This is a genomic window from Halorubrum sp. SD690R (assembly GCF_005435035.1).
GTDB classification, from domain to species: Archaea; Halobacteriota; Halobacteria; order Halobacteriales; family Haloferacaceae; genus Halorubrum; species Halorubrum ezzemoulense.
On sequence record NZ_SGTV01000016.1, the window covers coordinates 43,647 to 58,677 of the forward strand.

The 15,031-nt window shown below is 57.2% G+C and carries 16 protein-coding genes and 1 pseudogene; 6 read left to right on the top strand and 11 right to left on the bottom strand.

Features of this window, described 5'->3' with window-relative positions; translation table 11 throughout:
• Window positions 1-19: 19 nt before the first annotated feature.
• From EXE41_RS11190 to EXE41_RS11235, 9 genes are all read right to left on the bottom strand, one after another.
• Window positions 20-1,129, bottom strand: a complete 1,110-nt coding sequence (locus tag EXE41_RS11190) for a hypothetical protein (protein WP_137691043.1) — start codon at window positions 1,127-1,129, stop codon at window positions 20-22.
• A gap of 64 nt (window positions 1,130-1,193) precedes the next feature.
• Complete coding sequence (locus tag EXE41_RS11195; RefSeq protein ID WP_137691044.1) at window positions 1,194-1,604, bottom strand: hypothetical protein; 411 nt, start codon at window positions 1,602-1,604, stop codon at window positions 1,194-1,196.
• Window positions 1,605-1,648: 44 nt separating this feature from the next.
• Window positions 1,649-1,990, bottom strand: coding sequence for a hypothetical protein (locus EXE41_RS11200; RefSeq protein WP_137691045.1), 342 nt, complete (start codon window positions 1,988-1,990; stop codon window positions 1,649-1,651).
• A 121-nt stretch (window positions 1,991-2,111) separates the two neighbouring features.
• The gene (locus EXE41_RS11205) at window positions 2,112-2,645 is read right to left on the bottom strand and encodes a hypothetical protein (protein WP_137691046.1); all 534 of its coding nucleotides are present in this window, start codon (window positions 2,643-2,645) and stop codon (window positions 2,112-2,114) included.
• Complete coding sequence (locus EXE41_RS11210) at window positions 2,642-3,304, bottom strand: hypothetical protein (RefSeq protein ID WP_137691047.1); 663 nt, start codon at window positions 3,302-3,304, stop codon at window positions 2,642-2,644. Before EXE41_RS11210 ends, EXE41_RS11205 begins: the two co-directional genes overlap by 4 nt.
• Window positions 3,305-3,334: 30 nt before the next feature.
• Window positions 3,335-4,225 carry a restriction endonuclease gene (locus EXE41_RS11215; protein WP_137691048.1) on the bottom strand — a complete coding sequence of 297 codons (891 nt, stop codon included), beginning with the start codon at window positions 4,223-4,225 and terminating at the stop codon, window positions 3,335-3,337.
• Between the two features lie 594 nt (window positions 4,226-4,819).
• Window positions 4,820-5,413 (bottom strand): hypothetical protein, encoded by a 594-nt coding sequence (locus EXE41_RS11225; RefSeq protein WP_137691050.1) that lies wholly within the window; start codon window positions 5,411-5,413, stop codon window positions 4,820-4,822.
• 317 nt (window positions 5,414-5,730) lie between these two features.
• On the bottom strand, window positions 5,731-6,657 hold the full coding sequence (locus EXE41_RS11230; protein WP_137691051.1) for a site-specific integrase: 927 nt from the start codon (window positions 6,655-6,657) through the stop codon (window positions 5,731-5,733).
• A gap of 99 nt (window positions 6,658-6,756) precedes the next feature.
• Window positions 6,757-8,121, bottom strand: coding sequence for a restriction endonuclease (locus EXE41_RS11235; RefSeq protein WP_137691052.1), 1,365 nt, complete (start codon window positions 8,119-8,121; stop codon window positions 6,757-6,759).
• A gap of 121 nt (window positions 8,122-8,242) precedes the next feature.
• On the opposite strand from EXE41_RS11235, the gene EXE41_RS11240 reads away from it, so the two are divergent.
• The 4 genes from EXE41_RS11240 to EXE41_RS11255 are packed head-to-tail and all read left to right on the top strand — an operon-like array spanning window position 8,243 to window position 10,365.
• On the top strand, window positions 8,243-8,644 hold the full coding sequence (locus EXE41_RS11240; RefSeq protein WP_137691053.1) for a DUF6166 domain-containing protein: 402 nt from the start codon (window positions 8,243-8,245) through the stop codon (window positions 8,642-8,644).
• A 23-nt stretch (window positions 8,645-8,667) separates the two neighbouring features.
• Window positions 8,668-8,949, top strand: a complete 282-nt coding sequence (locus EXE41_RS11245) for a hypothetical protein (protein WP_137691054.1) — start codon at window positions 8,668-8,670, stop codon at window positions 8,947-8,949.
• Between the two features lie 37 nt (window positions 8,950-8,986).
• Window positions 8,987-9,652, top strand: coding sequence for a helix-turn-helix domain-containing protein (locus EXE41_RS11250; protein WP_137691055.1), 666 nt, complete (start codon window positions 8,987-8,989; stop codon window positions 9,650-9,652).
• A 2-nt stretch (window positions 9,653-9,654) separates the two neighbouring features.
• The gene (locus EXE41_RS11255) at window positions 9,655-10,365 is read left to right on the top strand and encodes a nucleotidyltransferase family protein (protein WP_137691056.1); all 711 of its coding nucleotides are present in this window, start codon (window positions 9,655-9,657) and stop codon (window positions 10,363-10,365) included.
• A gap of 246 nt (window positions 10,366-10,611) precedes the next feature.
• Here EXE41_RS11255 and EXE41_RS11260 read toward each other — a convergent pair.
• Window positions 10,612-10,872: pseudogene (locus EXE41_RS11260) on the bottom strand (zinc ribbon domain-containing protein); the annotation flags it as partial.
• 363 nt (window positions 10,873-11,235) lie between these two features.
• Between EXE41_RS11260 and EXE41_RS11265 the strand changes: the two are divergent.
• Together EXE41_RS11265 and EXE41_RS11275 are read left to right on the top strand one after the other, a co-directional pair.
• Window positions 11,236-12,045, top strand: coding sequence for a hypothetical protein (locus EXE41_RS11265; protein WP_137691057.1), 810 nt, complete (start codon window positions 11,236-11,238; stop codon window positions 12,043-12,045).
• Window positions 12,046-12,961: 916 nt separating this feature from the next.
• On the top strand, window positions 12,962-13,399 hold the full coding sequence (locus EXE41_RS11275; RefSeq protein ID WP_137691059.1) for a hypothetical protein: 438 nt from the start codon (window positions 12,962-12,964) through the stop codon (window positions 13,397-13,399).
• Window positions 13,400-13,841: 442 nt separating this feature from the next.
• On the opposite strand, the gene EXE41_RS11280 is transcribed toward EXE41_RS11275, so the two are convergent.
• Window positions 13,842-14,849 carry an IS110 family transposase gene (locus tag EXE41_RS11280; protein WP_137691060.1) on the bottom strand — a complete coding sequence of 336 codons (1,008 nt, stop codon included), beginning with the start codon at window positions 14,847-14,849 and terminating at the stop codon, window positions 13,842-13,844.
• Window positions 14,850-15,031: the final 182 nt, after the last annotated feature.

Genomic DNA, 15,031 nt, shown 5'->3' on the forward strand with positions numbered 1-15,031 from the left:
CTCGGTGGATATAAACTTCTCAAGCGGTTCCGAATCCGGTGTGTTGCGGGCCACTCCCGCCAAGCGTCTCTTGGCTAAGGTGGTCGGAGAGTTTGTCCCGGAAGGCCTCGAGCAACTCTGTGTCGATCTGGTCGTCGCTGCTGGAGGCGACTAGCTGATCGAACGAGTTGTGTCGTTCTTTGAGCAACTCCCACTCGAACTCTGGATTGGCTTCGAGGATGTTCTTCTCGAGCCGTTTGTGGTACTTCTCGAACTGGTCCCACCGAACCCGCACGTCCTCGTCGCTCGTCATCGTCGGTGAAAGCATCCGAGCGATGTCCATCAACTCTGCCGACATGAGTTGAGCACAGGTACTGGCGCTGTCGGTCCCCTGGGCAGTCCCGACGTAGATCGGAATGCGTGACGTCCCGGCGATGCGGCCGGAAGTTGCGTGGTGTTGTGGTGTGGAAAAGTCGACCGACTGGAGCAACGCCGGATCTTCTCGCAGAGCCTCGATGAGGACGCGAGAGGAGCCCACGCCGAAAGCGTGAACGTACGGTTCGTAGCCCGCAACCTCGCGGAACCCTCGAATACACGCGACCTGCTCGTGTGGTGTAAGATTCTTCATGCCGCCGAGCGCGAAGTGGCCCCGTTTCGCCTGTCGGGGGTAGTGTTCGGCGAGATACGCATAGTGGAGCGCGTGGTTCGGTTGGAGGGGGACGATCACCGTTGCTGGGAACGTGGTTTCATCGACGTAGTCGAGGAAGGCTTCGACCTTCTCGGCGGTCTCTTCGATCGCCGTCCGCATCGCCACGTTCGGCGTGTTCACGGTGTCGTTCGGAATAATGTAGCCGGCCCGTCGTTCGTAGGCGGCGTCGACGAGTTCCTTGATCTCCGGTCCCGAAAGCGAGGCGTCTCGCGACGGCTCGCTCCGTGACGTGTTTTCGCCCACAAAATCGCCCAGCGTGGCGTTGATCGGGGCGTCGGTGTTCGATTCTGCCTCTTGGAAGCCGGAGTCGATAATGTACTTCGAGGAGCTGCGCCGAACGGTGGGGATCGACTCGTCGAACGGTTGGAGCCGACACGGCCAGAACATCCGACCGTTACCTCCCGAGAGGTAGATGTCGACGACGGCACTCCGATTCGCCAAGATCCGTTGTTTCACATCTTCTTGCATGACTCTAATCTCTCTCACCCGGAGTCTAGAAACACTCTCAGGCCGTCTGCGGGGCGGCGCGAGCCTGCGGCTGCTGGATTCGCTCGTGGTCTTCGATCAGCGTCTCGATATCAGTTTTCAGGCTCCAGGTGAGACAGCGGGACATCGTGTCGTACCCGGTGGCGAACTTTCGCGGCCACTGGAAGTCGTGGAGCATCGACTTGACCTCCTCCGGGAACTGTGGAGTCGATATCGAGACGGTGATGATGCCGTCGGCGTCGATATCGAGAGTCGCGCCACCGATATCGCAGTCGATTGTTTCGAGACGGTTGCTGAGCGTTGTGAGTGCCGCCTCCTTCCGCTTGATCGCGTTTCGTTCTTCTCGATACTGCTGGGCGAGCGCCTCCGCCTCGTCGAAATACAGTTCGGTGTCGGTGCTGCTGGTCGTCGGTGTGTTGTCGGAATTCATGGTGTTGGTGGTGTCGTTGTTCGCCCAATTCCTCTGTGTGAGTTCTACGACGCTTCTGGGAGTTCAACATCCACGACGAACCCGTACTCAGTCGCTTCGCCGTCGATCAGGACCGCAAACTGGTCTTCGATCCAGTCTTCCATGTCCACGTCGGGCGGCACATCGAGGTCTCGTCGCGAAGCGACCCATTCGCCCACGTTGTCCATCCACCACCGGACCAACGTCGTGTCCTCCATTTCCTGGAGTTCGGAGATGTAGTGGCTCAACTCGCTGGTTGTGAACGAATTCGCCATCTCCAACTCCAACTTCCACCGGGCGATGTCGCGTTGGATGTGCCGGCGCTGGGTGATGTCCAGTCCGCCCTCCGGAATTAACTTTGAGTACATCTCTTCACGTTTCTCGGAGGCTACAAACTATCACTCGATTTCGAAACGATTTTTATTTCATCCGATATACACTATACTGTCAGAGGCCGCGATGACGGGCTTGTCCCGTTTCTTGGCTCTCTCAGAACAAGGTCGCTTGCGTCTCCGTTGGTTCACAAAACACATCTGGATCTGGCGCGTACAGATGCTGGCTCGTTAAGACCACCGGACCGTCGATCGATTGTTTGACCTGCCGCTCGCTCGAACCCCTGTCCCCGTAGGTTCGGTCGCGACGGATCGCTTTGAGGTACTTCGTTTCGATATCTTCGACCGGTCGGCGTTCGAGCACGTCTCTGTGGGTGCTGTTCACGAAGGCGGCGATGGCCGCCTGTTGTTGCTCTGTGAGCTCGTCGATACTCAAGTTCGGTTCGGTGAACACGACATTGTTGCTCCCCGACTCGCGCCACGCTTTTGCTTGCGGCGGATAGTCCCAGAGTTCGATCGCCGTCCCGTCTGCGAATATCGTTGCGTACGCCGCGCTGTGGAGGTGGATGTTCTCGCTACACACTTCACAGACGACGGCGTTGAGCCCGATCAGTCTCGAATCGACCGGTTCGTGCCCACAGAACGGACAGGTGCTACTGCTGTGGAGGATGTCTTTCAGTTCGGTGTTCATACGACGGCGCTGGGTTCTTCTGCCAGCTCGTCTTCGTAAACCGACTCAGTCGCCTCGAAGAGGTCGTCCCACTCTGGCGTGTTCGAGCAGATCGATCCGAGTTGGGCTCTGAGTTGGGCCGTCGTCTGGACGGGCTCGACGAACGGGACGTACTCGTACGTCCAGACACTCGTGTTGTCCGTGGAGATCCACGTACTGTGCTTACCGCTAGCGATTGCGTCGGCCTCGGTCGCGACGATGGGAACGCCCCCAATCGTCTCGCTGGTCGCATACCGGTCGACCCGCTCCTCGTAGAACCGGCGATCGCCGAAGTCGAGAAAGACGATACCGGAAGGCGAAAGCGAACACACCCGTCCGGTGCCGCCTGCGGCGAGCTCGAACAGGTCGTGGTTGCCTTCGAACCACGAGACTGGCTCTTCGAACAGCGGGACGAGCGCCGGCTCGACGGGGTAGCCGTCAATCTCGATGCCCTCGCTGAACTGCGTGCTCGCGACCTCGAGCGGTTCGATCAGCCCGACGCCGTCGCCGACTAGCGTGACGACCTCGCCGTCGACTTCGGTGATGAAGACGTTGTCGCGACCGTGTTCGCTTGCGAGTTGGCTGTGTCGGTTTTCGATGTATCGAGAGTACTGGTTCTCTTCGGTGTCTATGAACGCCATCTTTCACCTCAAACGGGAGCTAGAAACCCTCTACCGGTTGCCAACAGCGACGTCGATGTTGGCGTCACCAAACGCCGACCCGAAGATGCCGTTCAAAATTCGCATTCCGATCTCGACTGTCCGGTGGGGATCGATTGCCCCTTCGCCTTTGTCGTAGATTTTCCACTCGTCTGGGCCGTCCCCGCTTAAAAACCGCATCCCGAGGTCGTTGGCGAGATACTTCAGTCGGTCAAGTTGCTCTGTATCGAGGTCGGCGAGATGGTGGATGTTCCGCCGTTCCTCGAGGTTGTTCTGGTGTGACCGCCCGTGGAACACGGTGTAGGCCACGCTGCCGTCGGCGGTGGCGGTGAGTTTCATATCCTCACTTGAGGCCATCGCCATCTCGTTGAACTCTTCGACCATCGTCCAATTGCGCGAACCTTCGTACGCTTCGACGGATGTGTCGATATCGTCGTGAAACGCCGACTCGGACTCGGCGTCAGAATCGACGTATTCAGAGACGATCTCCGAGAGGTCCCATTCGAGGATCATCTCGGTGAGTGTTTCGCCGTCGACGATCCGGAGGTTATGCTCGGCCGCCTTCTTTCTGGCGGGCGCGGTCAGACTGCTTGTCGTCACGAGTGCGACGACATCGGCGTCGACGTCACGATCCGGGCTCTTATCCAAGTAGAGACTGCTGTACTGCTGGACATCCTCAACCCCGACCTTGTTGCTTCTGGCGTACCGCTTGGCTTGGATGAACTGCTTTTGGGCAAAGGGGAGGTCCTTTCTGGCGATCACGTCGATGCCACCGTCTCTGGACGGGCTTGTGACGGTGGTGTCCCACCCTCTGTATTCCCAGATATCGGCGATCAACTTCTCGAATGCGTATGAATCAAGCGCCCGTAATTGCGTGAGGAGTTCGTCGCGTGAGACATTCATCGTGTGTGGAGATGCGACAGGGGTGTTTTAGCCCTTTCTTGTAGGTAGTGGGCGATTGGGGTTTCGACAGCTCAATAACTGCCATCTTCTCTTCCGAAAACAGCCAGTAGTACTAGTTAATAGCACTACACAATCAAAAATACCACACGGCTGGGGACCCGGCTGTCAGTCGTGGCTGGGACACCCTGAACAGTCGTGGATCCTGATTCGCTCCGGGAGCCCGACGCAGCCACACAGCGGGCACTCAACCAGCGGTGTCGGTGGGAGATCGCGACAGTGCCGTAATGCTGCCTCCAGATGATCACGGACTGCCGCCGACTCACACCGCGTCAGTGCCTGGGCGAGATGCATCTCGAGTGCTTCCCGAGCTGTCGCTCCGTCGTCGGGGACCTCATCCCCAGTCATTGTGGTCCTCGGAGCGAGACCATGGACTGATCGGGCTGTCGATGCGTGCGGTTGGCTATGCGTCGCCACTGGTGGGTTGGGGTTAGCAGGTACACAAGAGATCCGAGGTGAGCCAGGCTGGCCTCACCATGTCATCATGGCGGCCGCGCCAGTTACTCTCACCTCACTTCAGTCGGGAGCTATAAACAATCACTCGCGATTTCGAATTTCCTTCGCTTTCGTATATGCCGCATACCAATCAACATCGTGCTGTTCACACAGATCGATGAAACAGTCAGACGCCGACAATCGTCGCTCAAGCGGATTTTCCAATTGGTCGCTCACTTGCGTCGACCGAGCCGAGATCTCTTCGTCACGTATCGCAGCGAACGCTCCAAGTGCCATCGCGGAGAGACCGCCATACTGGTTAAACCGTCGACCACTATGCGAGCAAACGAACACAACTGCCTCGCGGCGTTCATAAACGGATACTGGGAGCGCCCCTGCAAGTGCCTGTGTGACGGCGATTTTATCTTTGTATGTGCGACGACCATGTCGATCGGCGTCCCACTGGTGGTGATACCGCCAGAGACGGGCGTAGTACGCTTCGGCACGCTCGCCTCGCCGGCCGTATTGGTCGGCCGTGCCAGCATCGCGGGCAAACAGATCGGTCTTTGCTCCTTTTCGGTACTGGGCTGTCCTATCAACAGCGATCTTCGACGTAGGCGAATACGAAGGCCGGACCTTGGTAAACACCACATCGCCTTCATCAGACTGCGTGAGTTCTGCGATGGGATGGATCATCCGCTATTCACTCACTCCAATCGGTGGATACAAACAGTCTCTCACGGAGGGCCAACCACACCAACTCTCATTACAGCGAACGGAACCCACGACAATAGAATCTACTGCGCACAAGCAACTTAAAGAAAAGTTGTGATTTGCTGAAACGTCAACAGCAGGGCAAGCGGGTAGCCGTCCTGAATAAGATGTTGTCAGAATTATATTTCTCTAGAGGAAAACAGAATTTCTGGCCTGAGCGATTGGAAATAGAAAGCCATCATCTGCGGTGGATTTCATTGAGCCGAGCCTAATTGGCAGAATGGTACCATAACTCCAGACTATTGATTAGCAGCATCCTCAAACGCCTCAGCAAGCCGGTCATACATTGCGTCTCGAAGATACTCACGGCGCTTCTCTTCGGATAGATAGTTCCGAAACACGACCATTGGGTCACTGCTCCCCTGTTCATGAGCGACACTCTGGAGGCGCTCGATCACAATCTCAACGGCGTCAGCGTACGCGCTGTACCAGAACCGGCGTCCCATTTTCGAGGCCGGGAGCTCACCGCGAACACGCACATCTGCACGCGTAGCGATCGACTTGAACCGGCGATTGAGTGTCTCTCCTGTCACGTGCTCACGGCGAACATCCGGTGAGGGGAACAGATATCCATCCCACCCCTGGCGATCCGACAGCTGTGCGATCCGGTCCGCAAGGACATCTTGGCCGTAGATCAACGCCACTGTTCCGGGGCCATTCTTCCTCGTGTCGAACGAGAGGTACGGTGACTCAGTCTGAAGTTCAACATTCTCGACGTGGAGGGTTGCTAATTCACTCCGTCGTAGGCCCCAGGCACACAGCCCCAAGACGATCAGTTGCTCTTCGATGTTCTCAGTCGCACCCGCAAGAGCAGGGTTGTCGCGTTTGGCGACATCCCATTCGTGGTCGTAACGGACGGGATTGAACGCGCCGTAGCCGCGATCGACAAGCCAGCCGTAGAGATCGTCGATGTCAGACCGGTACTGGCGCTTCGAATCATTGCTTTCGAGTTCGCCATCAAGGACATCGAAGACGGCTGTGACGCGCTGAATCTCTTCGGGCTGGTCAGCGACATCGGTGATACGAGAGACGATTGCGGACGTCCCGTGGATCTCTTCGTAGTGGCGGAGGAACTGACCGAGTCGTGAGCGCTTTGACTGGAGGGTGGTCTCCGCAGCTGACCCCCGTTGTTGTGACCGAAAGTACTGTTCGAGGTACTCGATCATCTGCTCGTTATCGATTGGCCACGATGGAGTCTCCGATGAGGTGTCGTCTCCAAGTCCAACAGTCTGCTCGTTGGGAAAGCGATGTGAGAATCAGTCAATTCAGATGACGCCGCCAATAATGAGGAGACCGATGAGAGTCAACAGCGTCGCGACCAGGCTCCCCCCGGCCAGCCACTTGTTCTCCATCGCTTTCTCGTGGAGCGGCATATCAGCGTACTCCTCGCGGAACGTCTCGAGGTTCTGGTCGTCGTAGAAGTACTTCGTCTTCAGTGTGAACCGCTCGGTGACTGCACACCCCGTACAGACCGGCTCGCCTTCCAGGCGCTCCGTTTTGGTGTGGCTGGAGCAGGCGATCGCCCCGCAGTTCGGACAGTACGTGTACGTCTCGTCGACGCCGCTCGTGTCACAGTGGACGCATCGATGGATACCGTCCTCGACGGTCACTCGTGACGGGCCCGCTGCGTAGTACTCGTAGGAGTAGGTGTACTCTTGGATGTCGGTGGTCTGTCGAACTTCGGGGAGGTACACTGGTTCGATCGACTGGACGGAGATGTCCGAGAGATTCGGTTCACATGTTTTGTTGTAGGTGACGTTGTTGTCGCCGGTGTAGGTGACCGTCGTCGTGTGGTGCTGCTGGAGCCGCTCGACGGCCCACCCCTTGTACTCCGTTTGAGTCTGGCCGAAGCGGTGCTCCTCGACGCCGTCGAACACCTCTCCGAACTGTTCCGAGTCAAGTTCGACCGTCGCTTGGAGGTTCTCGGTGACCAGCGTCGCGACGTCCTCGTCGACGACCTGCGGCTGCCCGCGTTCGGCGTGGGCAACGAATCGCGTCCGGTCGTTGATCCGGTGGATGACGCCCACCGACGTCTCGAAGACGGCGTTCGTGTCCGCGGTGACCGCGACCACCGGGCGGAACGTCACCGATGAGTGGGATTCTGGGAGGTCGGCGGCCTCGATGTTCTCGATGTCGCGGAACGCCTCCGTGACTGGCGCGTCGACGTCGCCGGCCGGATCGTACGGGCGGAGCGTTTCGTCACAGAGGATTTCGATGCGCCCGTTGTAGAGGTCGAGGCCGATCTCGTCGGCGATCTCTCGGAGGTCCTCGCCGTCGAGCAGTTCAATTGGATGGGGGTCGTCGTTCTGCTGAAGGCGGTCGGCGTACTCTTGAGCCGGGTTCGTGAATCGGCCAGTCGTGACGACCATCCCGCGTTTCGGGCCGTCGAAGTCGAAGGTCGCGATCGCCGAGTGGAGCTTCTGGACGACGGGTCGCCCGACGGTGTCCGTATGCTTACACTCGACGACGATCGCGCGGCGCTGTCCGTCGACGACCTCTTCCATGAGGACATCGCGGCCCTCGTCAGCCGTCTTCTCAGCCTGGCGGACGTTTTCGTAGCCGAGGTTCCGGAAGACATCCTCCATCACGTCTTCGAACTCGAACCCCGAGAGGTCGTCCAGTACAGCCATCCGAATATACTGGAGAGTACGTAGCAACTGCCAAATACGTTGTCGAACGCAGCCCGTCCTGTTTTTGAGCCCCCCGAGAGGGGTGCGGGGGTGATCGAACGAGCCTCCCGCGAACCAACCAATGAGTGGAATCAGCGACCCACGATCGCATGTACAGTCACGGACCTCGGCTGATCCCGATGTCATCTACGTCGGTTACCGCCGTCGAGGCACCGCCATCGTCGAGAAGCAATCGGATCAAGAACAACTCACGCCAGAGCGGAGTCTCAAGCTGGCGAATCACAGTCCTTCGGGATTCGAATGGGGATACTGTGGCAGCGGACCGGCCCAACTCGCACCCGCTCTTCTGCTCGATTACACGGGCGATGAGGCGTTCGCCCTCGATCACTACCAAGAGTTCAAAACCGAGGTCGTGAGCCAGCTCGAATGTACAGGTCCCAACGGATGCTGGCGGCTCACCAGCAGCGACATCGACGCAGTTCTTCACGAAACGCCTGACGAGTCGGTCGCACCAACCATCTAAACAGCAATCACCGAGAGCAACCTATGTCAGAACAGACCCAGCCATCTCGTTCGAATGACGAACCGACCGGATCCAGTGAGCAGCCGTCACGAACGGAGTACGTCGAACGGAGTGACGTCGGCGTCTCCATTACCGTGAAACTCACTCGCGGAACTGGCACCCGTGATCAGGACAAAATCGTCGCGAAAGCGAAAGGCAAGACCCTCGAAGACGCCCGCGAGGACATGGAAATACTCAGAGCGTACATCCACGACCTCGTTGAGGACACTCGCCAGATCCAGCCAGCAACTCCACACAAAGAGTAATACTTTTGTCTGTTACACAAGTTTGTGTAGATATAGAATGTATGAAATGTGCGGTGAGAAGGAATTCAAGGTCCTCCTCGCGCTCGACCCAGGCGATTCCATCTCCGGCGTCGCGCGGAAGATCGACGAGAACCGGGAGACGATTCGGCGCGTCGTGAACCGTCTCGAGGAGGCCGGCTACGTCGCGTATGATGATGGTCTCCAGTTCCTTGATCAGACGATTCGGGATGTCGGGCTCGAGTTCCTGGTCGCAGCAGCAGCTACCTCACCGCCGTCAATCCCGGAGGCGTACGTCCTTCCGCAGTTCGCCGGCATGGACTACACATTCACCGCTATCGATGCAGTCTACGTCTGGACTCGCGGTGGCTATCAGGTCGCTCGCGAGCCGGGTGACTATCCGCTGTTCATCGCCGTCCACGAGTCCGATTTTGACGCCTGGACGGCGTTCTTCGACCGATTTGGGATCCCGACTGCGGAGGAACGCCAGCCTGCCGACGAATTCGACGGTGCCATCCAGATCGTTCTCGAGCCTCGTTCAGAAATCGAGGCCGAGATGGTCGATGGACGACCCGTCATCCCGCTGCAAGAAACCGTGGCGTTCGCAAACGAATACTACGCAACCTTCGAGTCCGCACTCGACATGCTCGGTCGGATGTACGACGATGTCGATACAGATGCGAACTATCGTATGGAGCCTGCCTGAGCATGAGCCAAGAAGACCGCAGTGAGGCACTCATCCAAGTACTCGAAGAACTGGAACAGTCCAACATCGGATTCGTCCTCGTTGGTGGGTACGCGATCAGTCAGTTCGAACCGCGGTTCTCGACCGACCTAGATCTCGTCATCGCCCCGGATGACTACGACGACGTCGTGGCATTCCTCGAAGCACGCCGTTTCGAACGGACGGCCGAGCTCGAAGTTCCACCGGAAGAGACCATCTATAATCGGGAAATCGACGTCTTTGAACGGACCGAAGGACTCCCCCACCCGGTCGGCGTCGACATTCTCGTGAATGGGCTTGGCTGTCGGCAAACCGAGGCGGAATGGTCGTTCGACTATCTACGTGACCACAGTACTGAAACGATGATTTCGGGCGGGACCCGGTCGACGACCGCACAAGCAGCTGATGGAGAAATCCTCGTCGCCGCGAAACTCCATAGCGGCCGGAAGACGGATCTTGTTGATGTCCTCGCTGCTATCCCAGCGATCGACCTCGATGGCGTCGAGTCGCATCTCCACCGCGGCGATGCTGATGCCCTCCGGTCGCAGCTCAGTGAGGCCCAAGCCTTCATCGAAGAAGGTGGGCTGGATCACCGATTCAAGAGCATGTTCGGCCAATCGTCGGCATCAGCCGACGACATCGAGACGCTCCTCGAATTCCTCAAACGACAGCAGAAGTCAGTGACCCACGACTGAAGTCCTGTCTCTTACCCACAAATCGAGTCGTTGTTGCGGTCAATAAATCCGACCGAAGCCTCGATATCTACAGGCTTAACACTTCTATGGGACGATTTTTGCTGATCTCACTTACCACATTCAGCAACCCCCCCACTGTCGATATCACCGCCCGAATCACTCCTTACCTCGATCTTCCGAGAATAGATTGGGCTCGACAGCGTCTGAAACGTCTGTTTGGGACTCAGTGAACTTGTGGGTAAGAGACAGGACTGAAGTCGTGGGCTTGTCAGTGAACTCCCCTTCTCCCGTCGATTTAACGGAGGCGTGAAAATCGCCGTTCAGGTTCAACGTCCCTGACGTTAGCGCACACTGACAGGGTGCGCCTCCACCCGAAGACTTCTGCCCCGAGTGGAGTTTCTTGAGAAGTTTGCGAGCGATGTTCTTGCTCGCGTTGTAGTCCGCGTTCAGTTCGTACTCGCACTTCTGACACACGAACTGGTGTTTCGACCGTCGATTCGATTCGTGCGGCTCTGTTGAAATCCTTAGAAAGTGATATTTTCTGTCTCCCCTGCGGTCAGTACAGTGTACATATTTCGCACTCTGGTCAGTAGTGTATTGATACGGGGTTCGTTACAATTACAGCAGTTTCAGACGGGATTTGTTGTAGTGAAGCAGGGGATAGTACACTTGGATGATGGCCAGCCACTAGGTCCTGTTATTAAGTCCTATTTCTGAATTCGCAGGCTTCATCGACCGACTGTTTCAGCTAAGAATCTATCTGAAGAATGAGATTTTAACAGAGCCAAACTATAGCAACAGTTCGATGACACCCCCTAAAGAGACGTAGGAGGTGGGTACACTAAGGCGCTCGTGCGTGAACACGGAGCTATGCATCAGTTCGGCTCGCTTCCGTCGCTTGCGGCGGTTGCTGACAGCGTGCTCACGGGCCATCTTTGGCTTACCGAATATCTTGCTGGCGGCCACCTGCGCTTTCGGATGCAGCCGTCCGGCTTACTACAGTTCGGCGACCGAACCACGGTGTATGACGATCCGGAGGCGCTTCCACCACAGTACCGCCTCGCCGTCCGCTCCGTCCGCGAGCAGTTCGATCGGGAGGCGTTTCGTACGGCCGACATTGACCCGTCCGCTGTTGTCTTTCATGGTGTCGCAACGTTTACCACCGGTTTCGCCTACGATTGGGATCGGCTTCCCCCGTTTGTGGGCCACGATGTGTGGGTTAGCGACGCCGAGCAGTACCGGCCCCCAGATGCTGTCGACACAATCTTCGAAACACTCGGGCTCGAAGCTGTCAACACCATCGCCCGGGAGCGACGTGCTCGCGATTTTGATCCGACGACCTACACAGTCCCGCCATCTGCGTGGGGTGACAGGACCGCTGCGGGTGTCGTTGTCCGCAACAAGACGACCGGTCGGGGCGTTATCTGGCCTGACACTCCCCCGACCGGTAACGTCCCGCATGAGACAGAGCTTGAGACGCTTGTCACAGAGTTCGTAACACCAGCGTGTCTCGATCGGATCGCAGCCACAATTGCTCCCCCAGTGACAGTTGAACAGTTGACCACACGTGTTCACGAGCACCTCTGGCATGAGGTGTTTGGCTCTGTCATCGAGGTTGAGCCCCCGGTCGCCCTTGACGTGATCCGGCAGGAGTGTCGGACGTATCTGGCGGCCGACTGACCACAATCCTATACGAGCTTCCGGCTAGCAGGTTGTCAGCGACGGGGATGTACTCACGAGGCTCTGTTGACATCCTTCGACGCTGATATCCCAAGCCGCGTGCTGAATATAGAGGCTGTAGTCAGCACGGGAACTACGTTATTTTCTCCACCTAGATCCTGAACCAACCGAGAGAATGTGCCTGCTTACTGAGCGAGATCTGGCTGTATCAGTATTGTCAATGAATCTGCGTCGCGGCCAACTGGTTCAACTCGGAATCCATGAGCGTCAACGATGTACCGAATATCACTCGGCACAAGGTCGATGTCCCCAGCATCGTATATCTGTGGAAGAAATCGACGCCAACCAGAGGGTTTCTCAAGGCAGTCTTCTTGATCAAGTGGAACTACTCCGCTAGCCTCCTTATCGTAACCCTCGTCCCGAGTAATCGTACTATATCCGCGCTCGTGGAGCGAATTAAGTAGAACTCGAAAGCCATCGGCCATCGTCTCACCTAAGCATCACTAAAAGAATAAGTGCTTCCATGGCCGGTATCCGCGTTACCCCTGTACTGAGCGATTGGGCTTAAAAGGCTCTGTTGAAATCCTATTCTTCAGACATATTCTCGTCTGAAACGGGCAGTCGCTGAAGAGTGCGTATCGAACACCGACGGTTCTGCCATTTCAGGGAGATGTCTCGCCAGCCGTGCGAGATACAAAGCGCGGATCGGTCAAGGCTACCGGCACCGTTTGCTTGGCGGCCCGGACACCAACGGTTACCTCACGGTGTTTCTCAAGCTGAAAACACAGCGCACCATCTTAGCCACTACGGACTTGATATCCAAGCGTCAACGATGACGTCTCGGAATCCCTCAGGTGGAATATCGACCACCAAGCGGCGTCTTCTGGCGGCAGGCGGATCAGCAATCATAACAGCAGTGGCCGGATGTTCGGCTATCGGTGAACTAGCCGGCGAGTTAATTCTCGGAGAGGTCAACGTCTTCAACGAAACCGACCAGCAGATCAGCGGATCGATTAAAATCATCAGTCCTGACGGCGACACCGCTCTCAAGAAGACGTTCGAGTTGGTGCCACCCGAGGATTCGGAAGCGGGTGATGATGCGAAGAACTCCGGGATAGCATACAATGATGTCTGGACCGATGCGGGGGAGTACGAGGTCAGCATCGAACTCACGAACACGGATATTGAAGACACCACGAGTACGGAAGAGATGGTCAACATAGCAGACACCGGCGCGGAGATGCTCGGCGTTACGCTCGGTCCCGATGGCCGAGACGAGGCGATCCTCCTCCGCGCTGGTGAGGACGCCGCAGATATTTCTGACCCCGCCGATGTCTCCACACAGGATAGCTGACTGGCATCGTCGCTGTGAAGATGATGCACTGGGTGGCCTCGTGAGAACTTTGCTACGAAACTGATTCAGCGGAACGTGTATTGAACCGATGAATCTTTTGTGATGACTACAACCTCTGTATCTTGCACGCCGCTACTGACATATTGTGGAGAGATCGGCGTCCGAGATCGGTACGTGAGTCCCCTGTACTGAGCGATTTGGAGTGTGAAAATATCAAATCCTGAGGATTTCAACACCTATGAAAGCCTGCTAGCGCAACAAACCACGTCTGAGATACTATATTTTTCGCCGGGATCGAGGCCGAGCTTGGTCACGAGAGAAAATCACAAGCAGGAACGGTGATGACTCAGGGACCAGCCGGCAGGCGGTCAGAACGTGAACGCGTTAGCTGTGGCTCATACCTGCTGCGACCGGCCCATGAGGGCCGCCGGCTCGGCGGCCCTCAGGCACTCACCTCTGGTGGATCGTACACCTCCTCACGCTCCAGCATATGGAAGATCGACACGAGCAGTTTTCGCGCCGTTGCGACGATCGCTATCTGGTGGTTCTTCCGCTGTTTCAACCGAGCGTAGAAGCGTCCAAGATACGGATCGTTACACCGATGAACCGCCGTTTGGACGCATTGGACGAGGATCCAGCGTAAGTCTCCACTCCCCCGTTTCGAGATTGATCCTTCAGTCCGCGAGTCACCTGACTCGCGGACGACCGGATCCAATCCCGCGTAGCTCACTACCTGATTCGCCTCGTTGAACCGGTCGACCTCACCGATCTCCGAGGTGATCAGCAACGACGAGTAGAAACTCACGCCGGGAATCGTCATCAACAGCTGCGTCTCCTCCAGAGACGCAGCGGTCTCTTCGATCATCTCTTCGAGTTCCTCGATCTGAGCGGTGAGCTCGTCGATGATCGAGAGGAACGACTCCATCAACTGATCGCCGACTACACCGAGCGAGAAATCCTCGCCGGCGAGGATTTCTCTCCCGTTCACGCTGAACGGATCCCAGTCGTAGGTGATCCCGTGTTTGTCGAGAACAGCGTGGACTTCGTTTTTGAAATCCGTCCGCTTCTCGACTAATCGCTTCCGGCCGCGCACGAGTGCGCGGCGCTCCCGGAGTTCTTCGGGCGGAACGTAACTCTCAGCGATCATGCCGGCTCGGCGAAGTTGCGCGAGCAACTTCGCGTCGAGCCGGTCGTTTTTCACCTCAGCATAGCCGATCGCCTTGGTTTGGCTCGGATCTGCGACAACCACGTCGAGGTGTTCGTCGAGGGTGTCGTAGACCGTGTAGTAGTTGCTGGTTGCTTCGATCGCCGCTTTGGCTCCAGCGTATTCTTCGGCGACTTCGTCGAGATTCGCGTTTGCGACGCGAATCTCTTCGACGACCTCGGCATCGTCGTCCAAAACAGCGACGTGCGACTCATCTTTGTGAAGGTCGATTCCGAGGTAGTACATGGTTCCTCTGGAGTGGGAAGTGCGTGAAGGGAGCCACACCTATTCGGGCTCGCCGCCCGGATGCTGGGCATCCGGGCGGCCTCCCATGATAGTGCGTCCTTGGCAGATAGGCCAATCAGAGCCACGCGTTCTATGACGCTGTTGAATCATCGGCCTTTGACCACCCCAGTGCCTCTTCACGC

What these genes read in the sequence shown, in the direction of transcription:
- EXE41_RS11195 (WP_137691044.1), bottom strand. Translation starts at nt 1,604, where the DNA reads ATGAATTCCGACAACACACCGACGACCAGCAGCACCGACACCGAACTG.
- EXE41_RS11200 (WP_137691045.1), bottom strand. Translation starts at nt 1,990, where the DNA reads ATGTACTCAAAGTTAATTCCGGAGGGCGGACTGGACATCACCCAGCGC.
- EXE41_RS11205 (WP_137691046.1), bottom strand. Translation starts at nt 2,645, where the DNA reads ATGAACACCGAACTGAAAGACATCCTCCACAGCAGTAGCACCTGTCCG.
- EXE41_RS11210 (WP_137691047.1), bottom strand. Translation starts at nt 3,304, where the DNA reads ATGGCGTTCATAGACACCGAAGAGAACCAGTACTCTCGATACATCGAA.
- EXE41_RS11215 (WP_137691048.1), bottom strand. Translation starts at nt 4,225, where the DNA reads ATGAATGTCTCACGCGACGAACTCCTCACGCAATTACGGGCGCTTGAT.
- EXE41_RS11225 (WP_137691050.1), bottom strand. Translation starts at nt 5,413, where the DNA reads ATGATCCATCCCATCGCAGAACTCACGCAGTCTGATGAAGGCGATGTG.
- EXE41_RS11230 (WP_137691051.1), bottom strand. Translation starts at nt 6,657, where the DNA reads ATGATCGAGTACCTCGAACAGTACTTTCGGTCACAACAACGGGGGTCA.
- EXE41_RS11235 (WP_137691052.1), bottom strand. Translation starts at nt 8,121, where the DNA reads ATGGCTGTACTGGACGACCTCTCGGGGTTCGAGTTCGAAGACGTGATG.
- EXE41_RS11240 (WP_137691053.1), top strand. Translation starts at nt 8,243, where the DNA reads ATGAGTGGAATCAGCGACCCACGATCGCATGTACAGTCACGGACCTCG.
- EXE41_RS11245 (WP_137691054.1), top strand. Translation starts at nt 8,668, where the DNA reads ATGTCAGAACAGACCCAGCCATCTCGTTCGAATGACGAACCGACCGGA.
- EXE41_RS11250 (WP_137691055.1), top strand. Translation starts at nt 8,987, where the DNA reads ATGTATGAAATGTGCGGTGAGAAGGAATTCAAGGTCCTCCTCGCGCTC.
- EXE41_RS11255 (WP_137691056.1), top strand. Translation starts at nt 9,655, where the DNA reads ATGAGCCAAGAAGACCGCAGTGAGGCACTCATCCAAGTACTCGAAGAA.
- EXE41_RS11265 (WP_137691057.1), top strand. Translation starts at nt 11,236, where the DNA reads ATGCATCAGTTCGGCTCGCTTCCGTCGCTTGCGGCGGTTGCTGACAGC.
- EXE41_RS11280 (WP_137691060.1), bottom strand. Translation starts at nt 14,849, where the DNA reads ATGTACTACCTCGGAATCGACCTTCACAAAGATGAGTCGCACGTCGCT.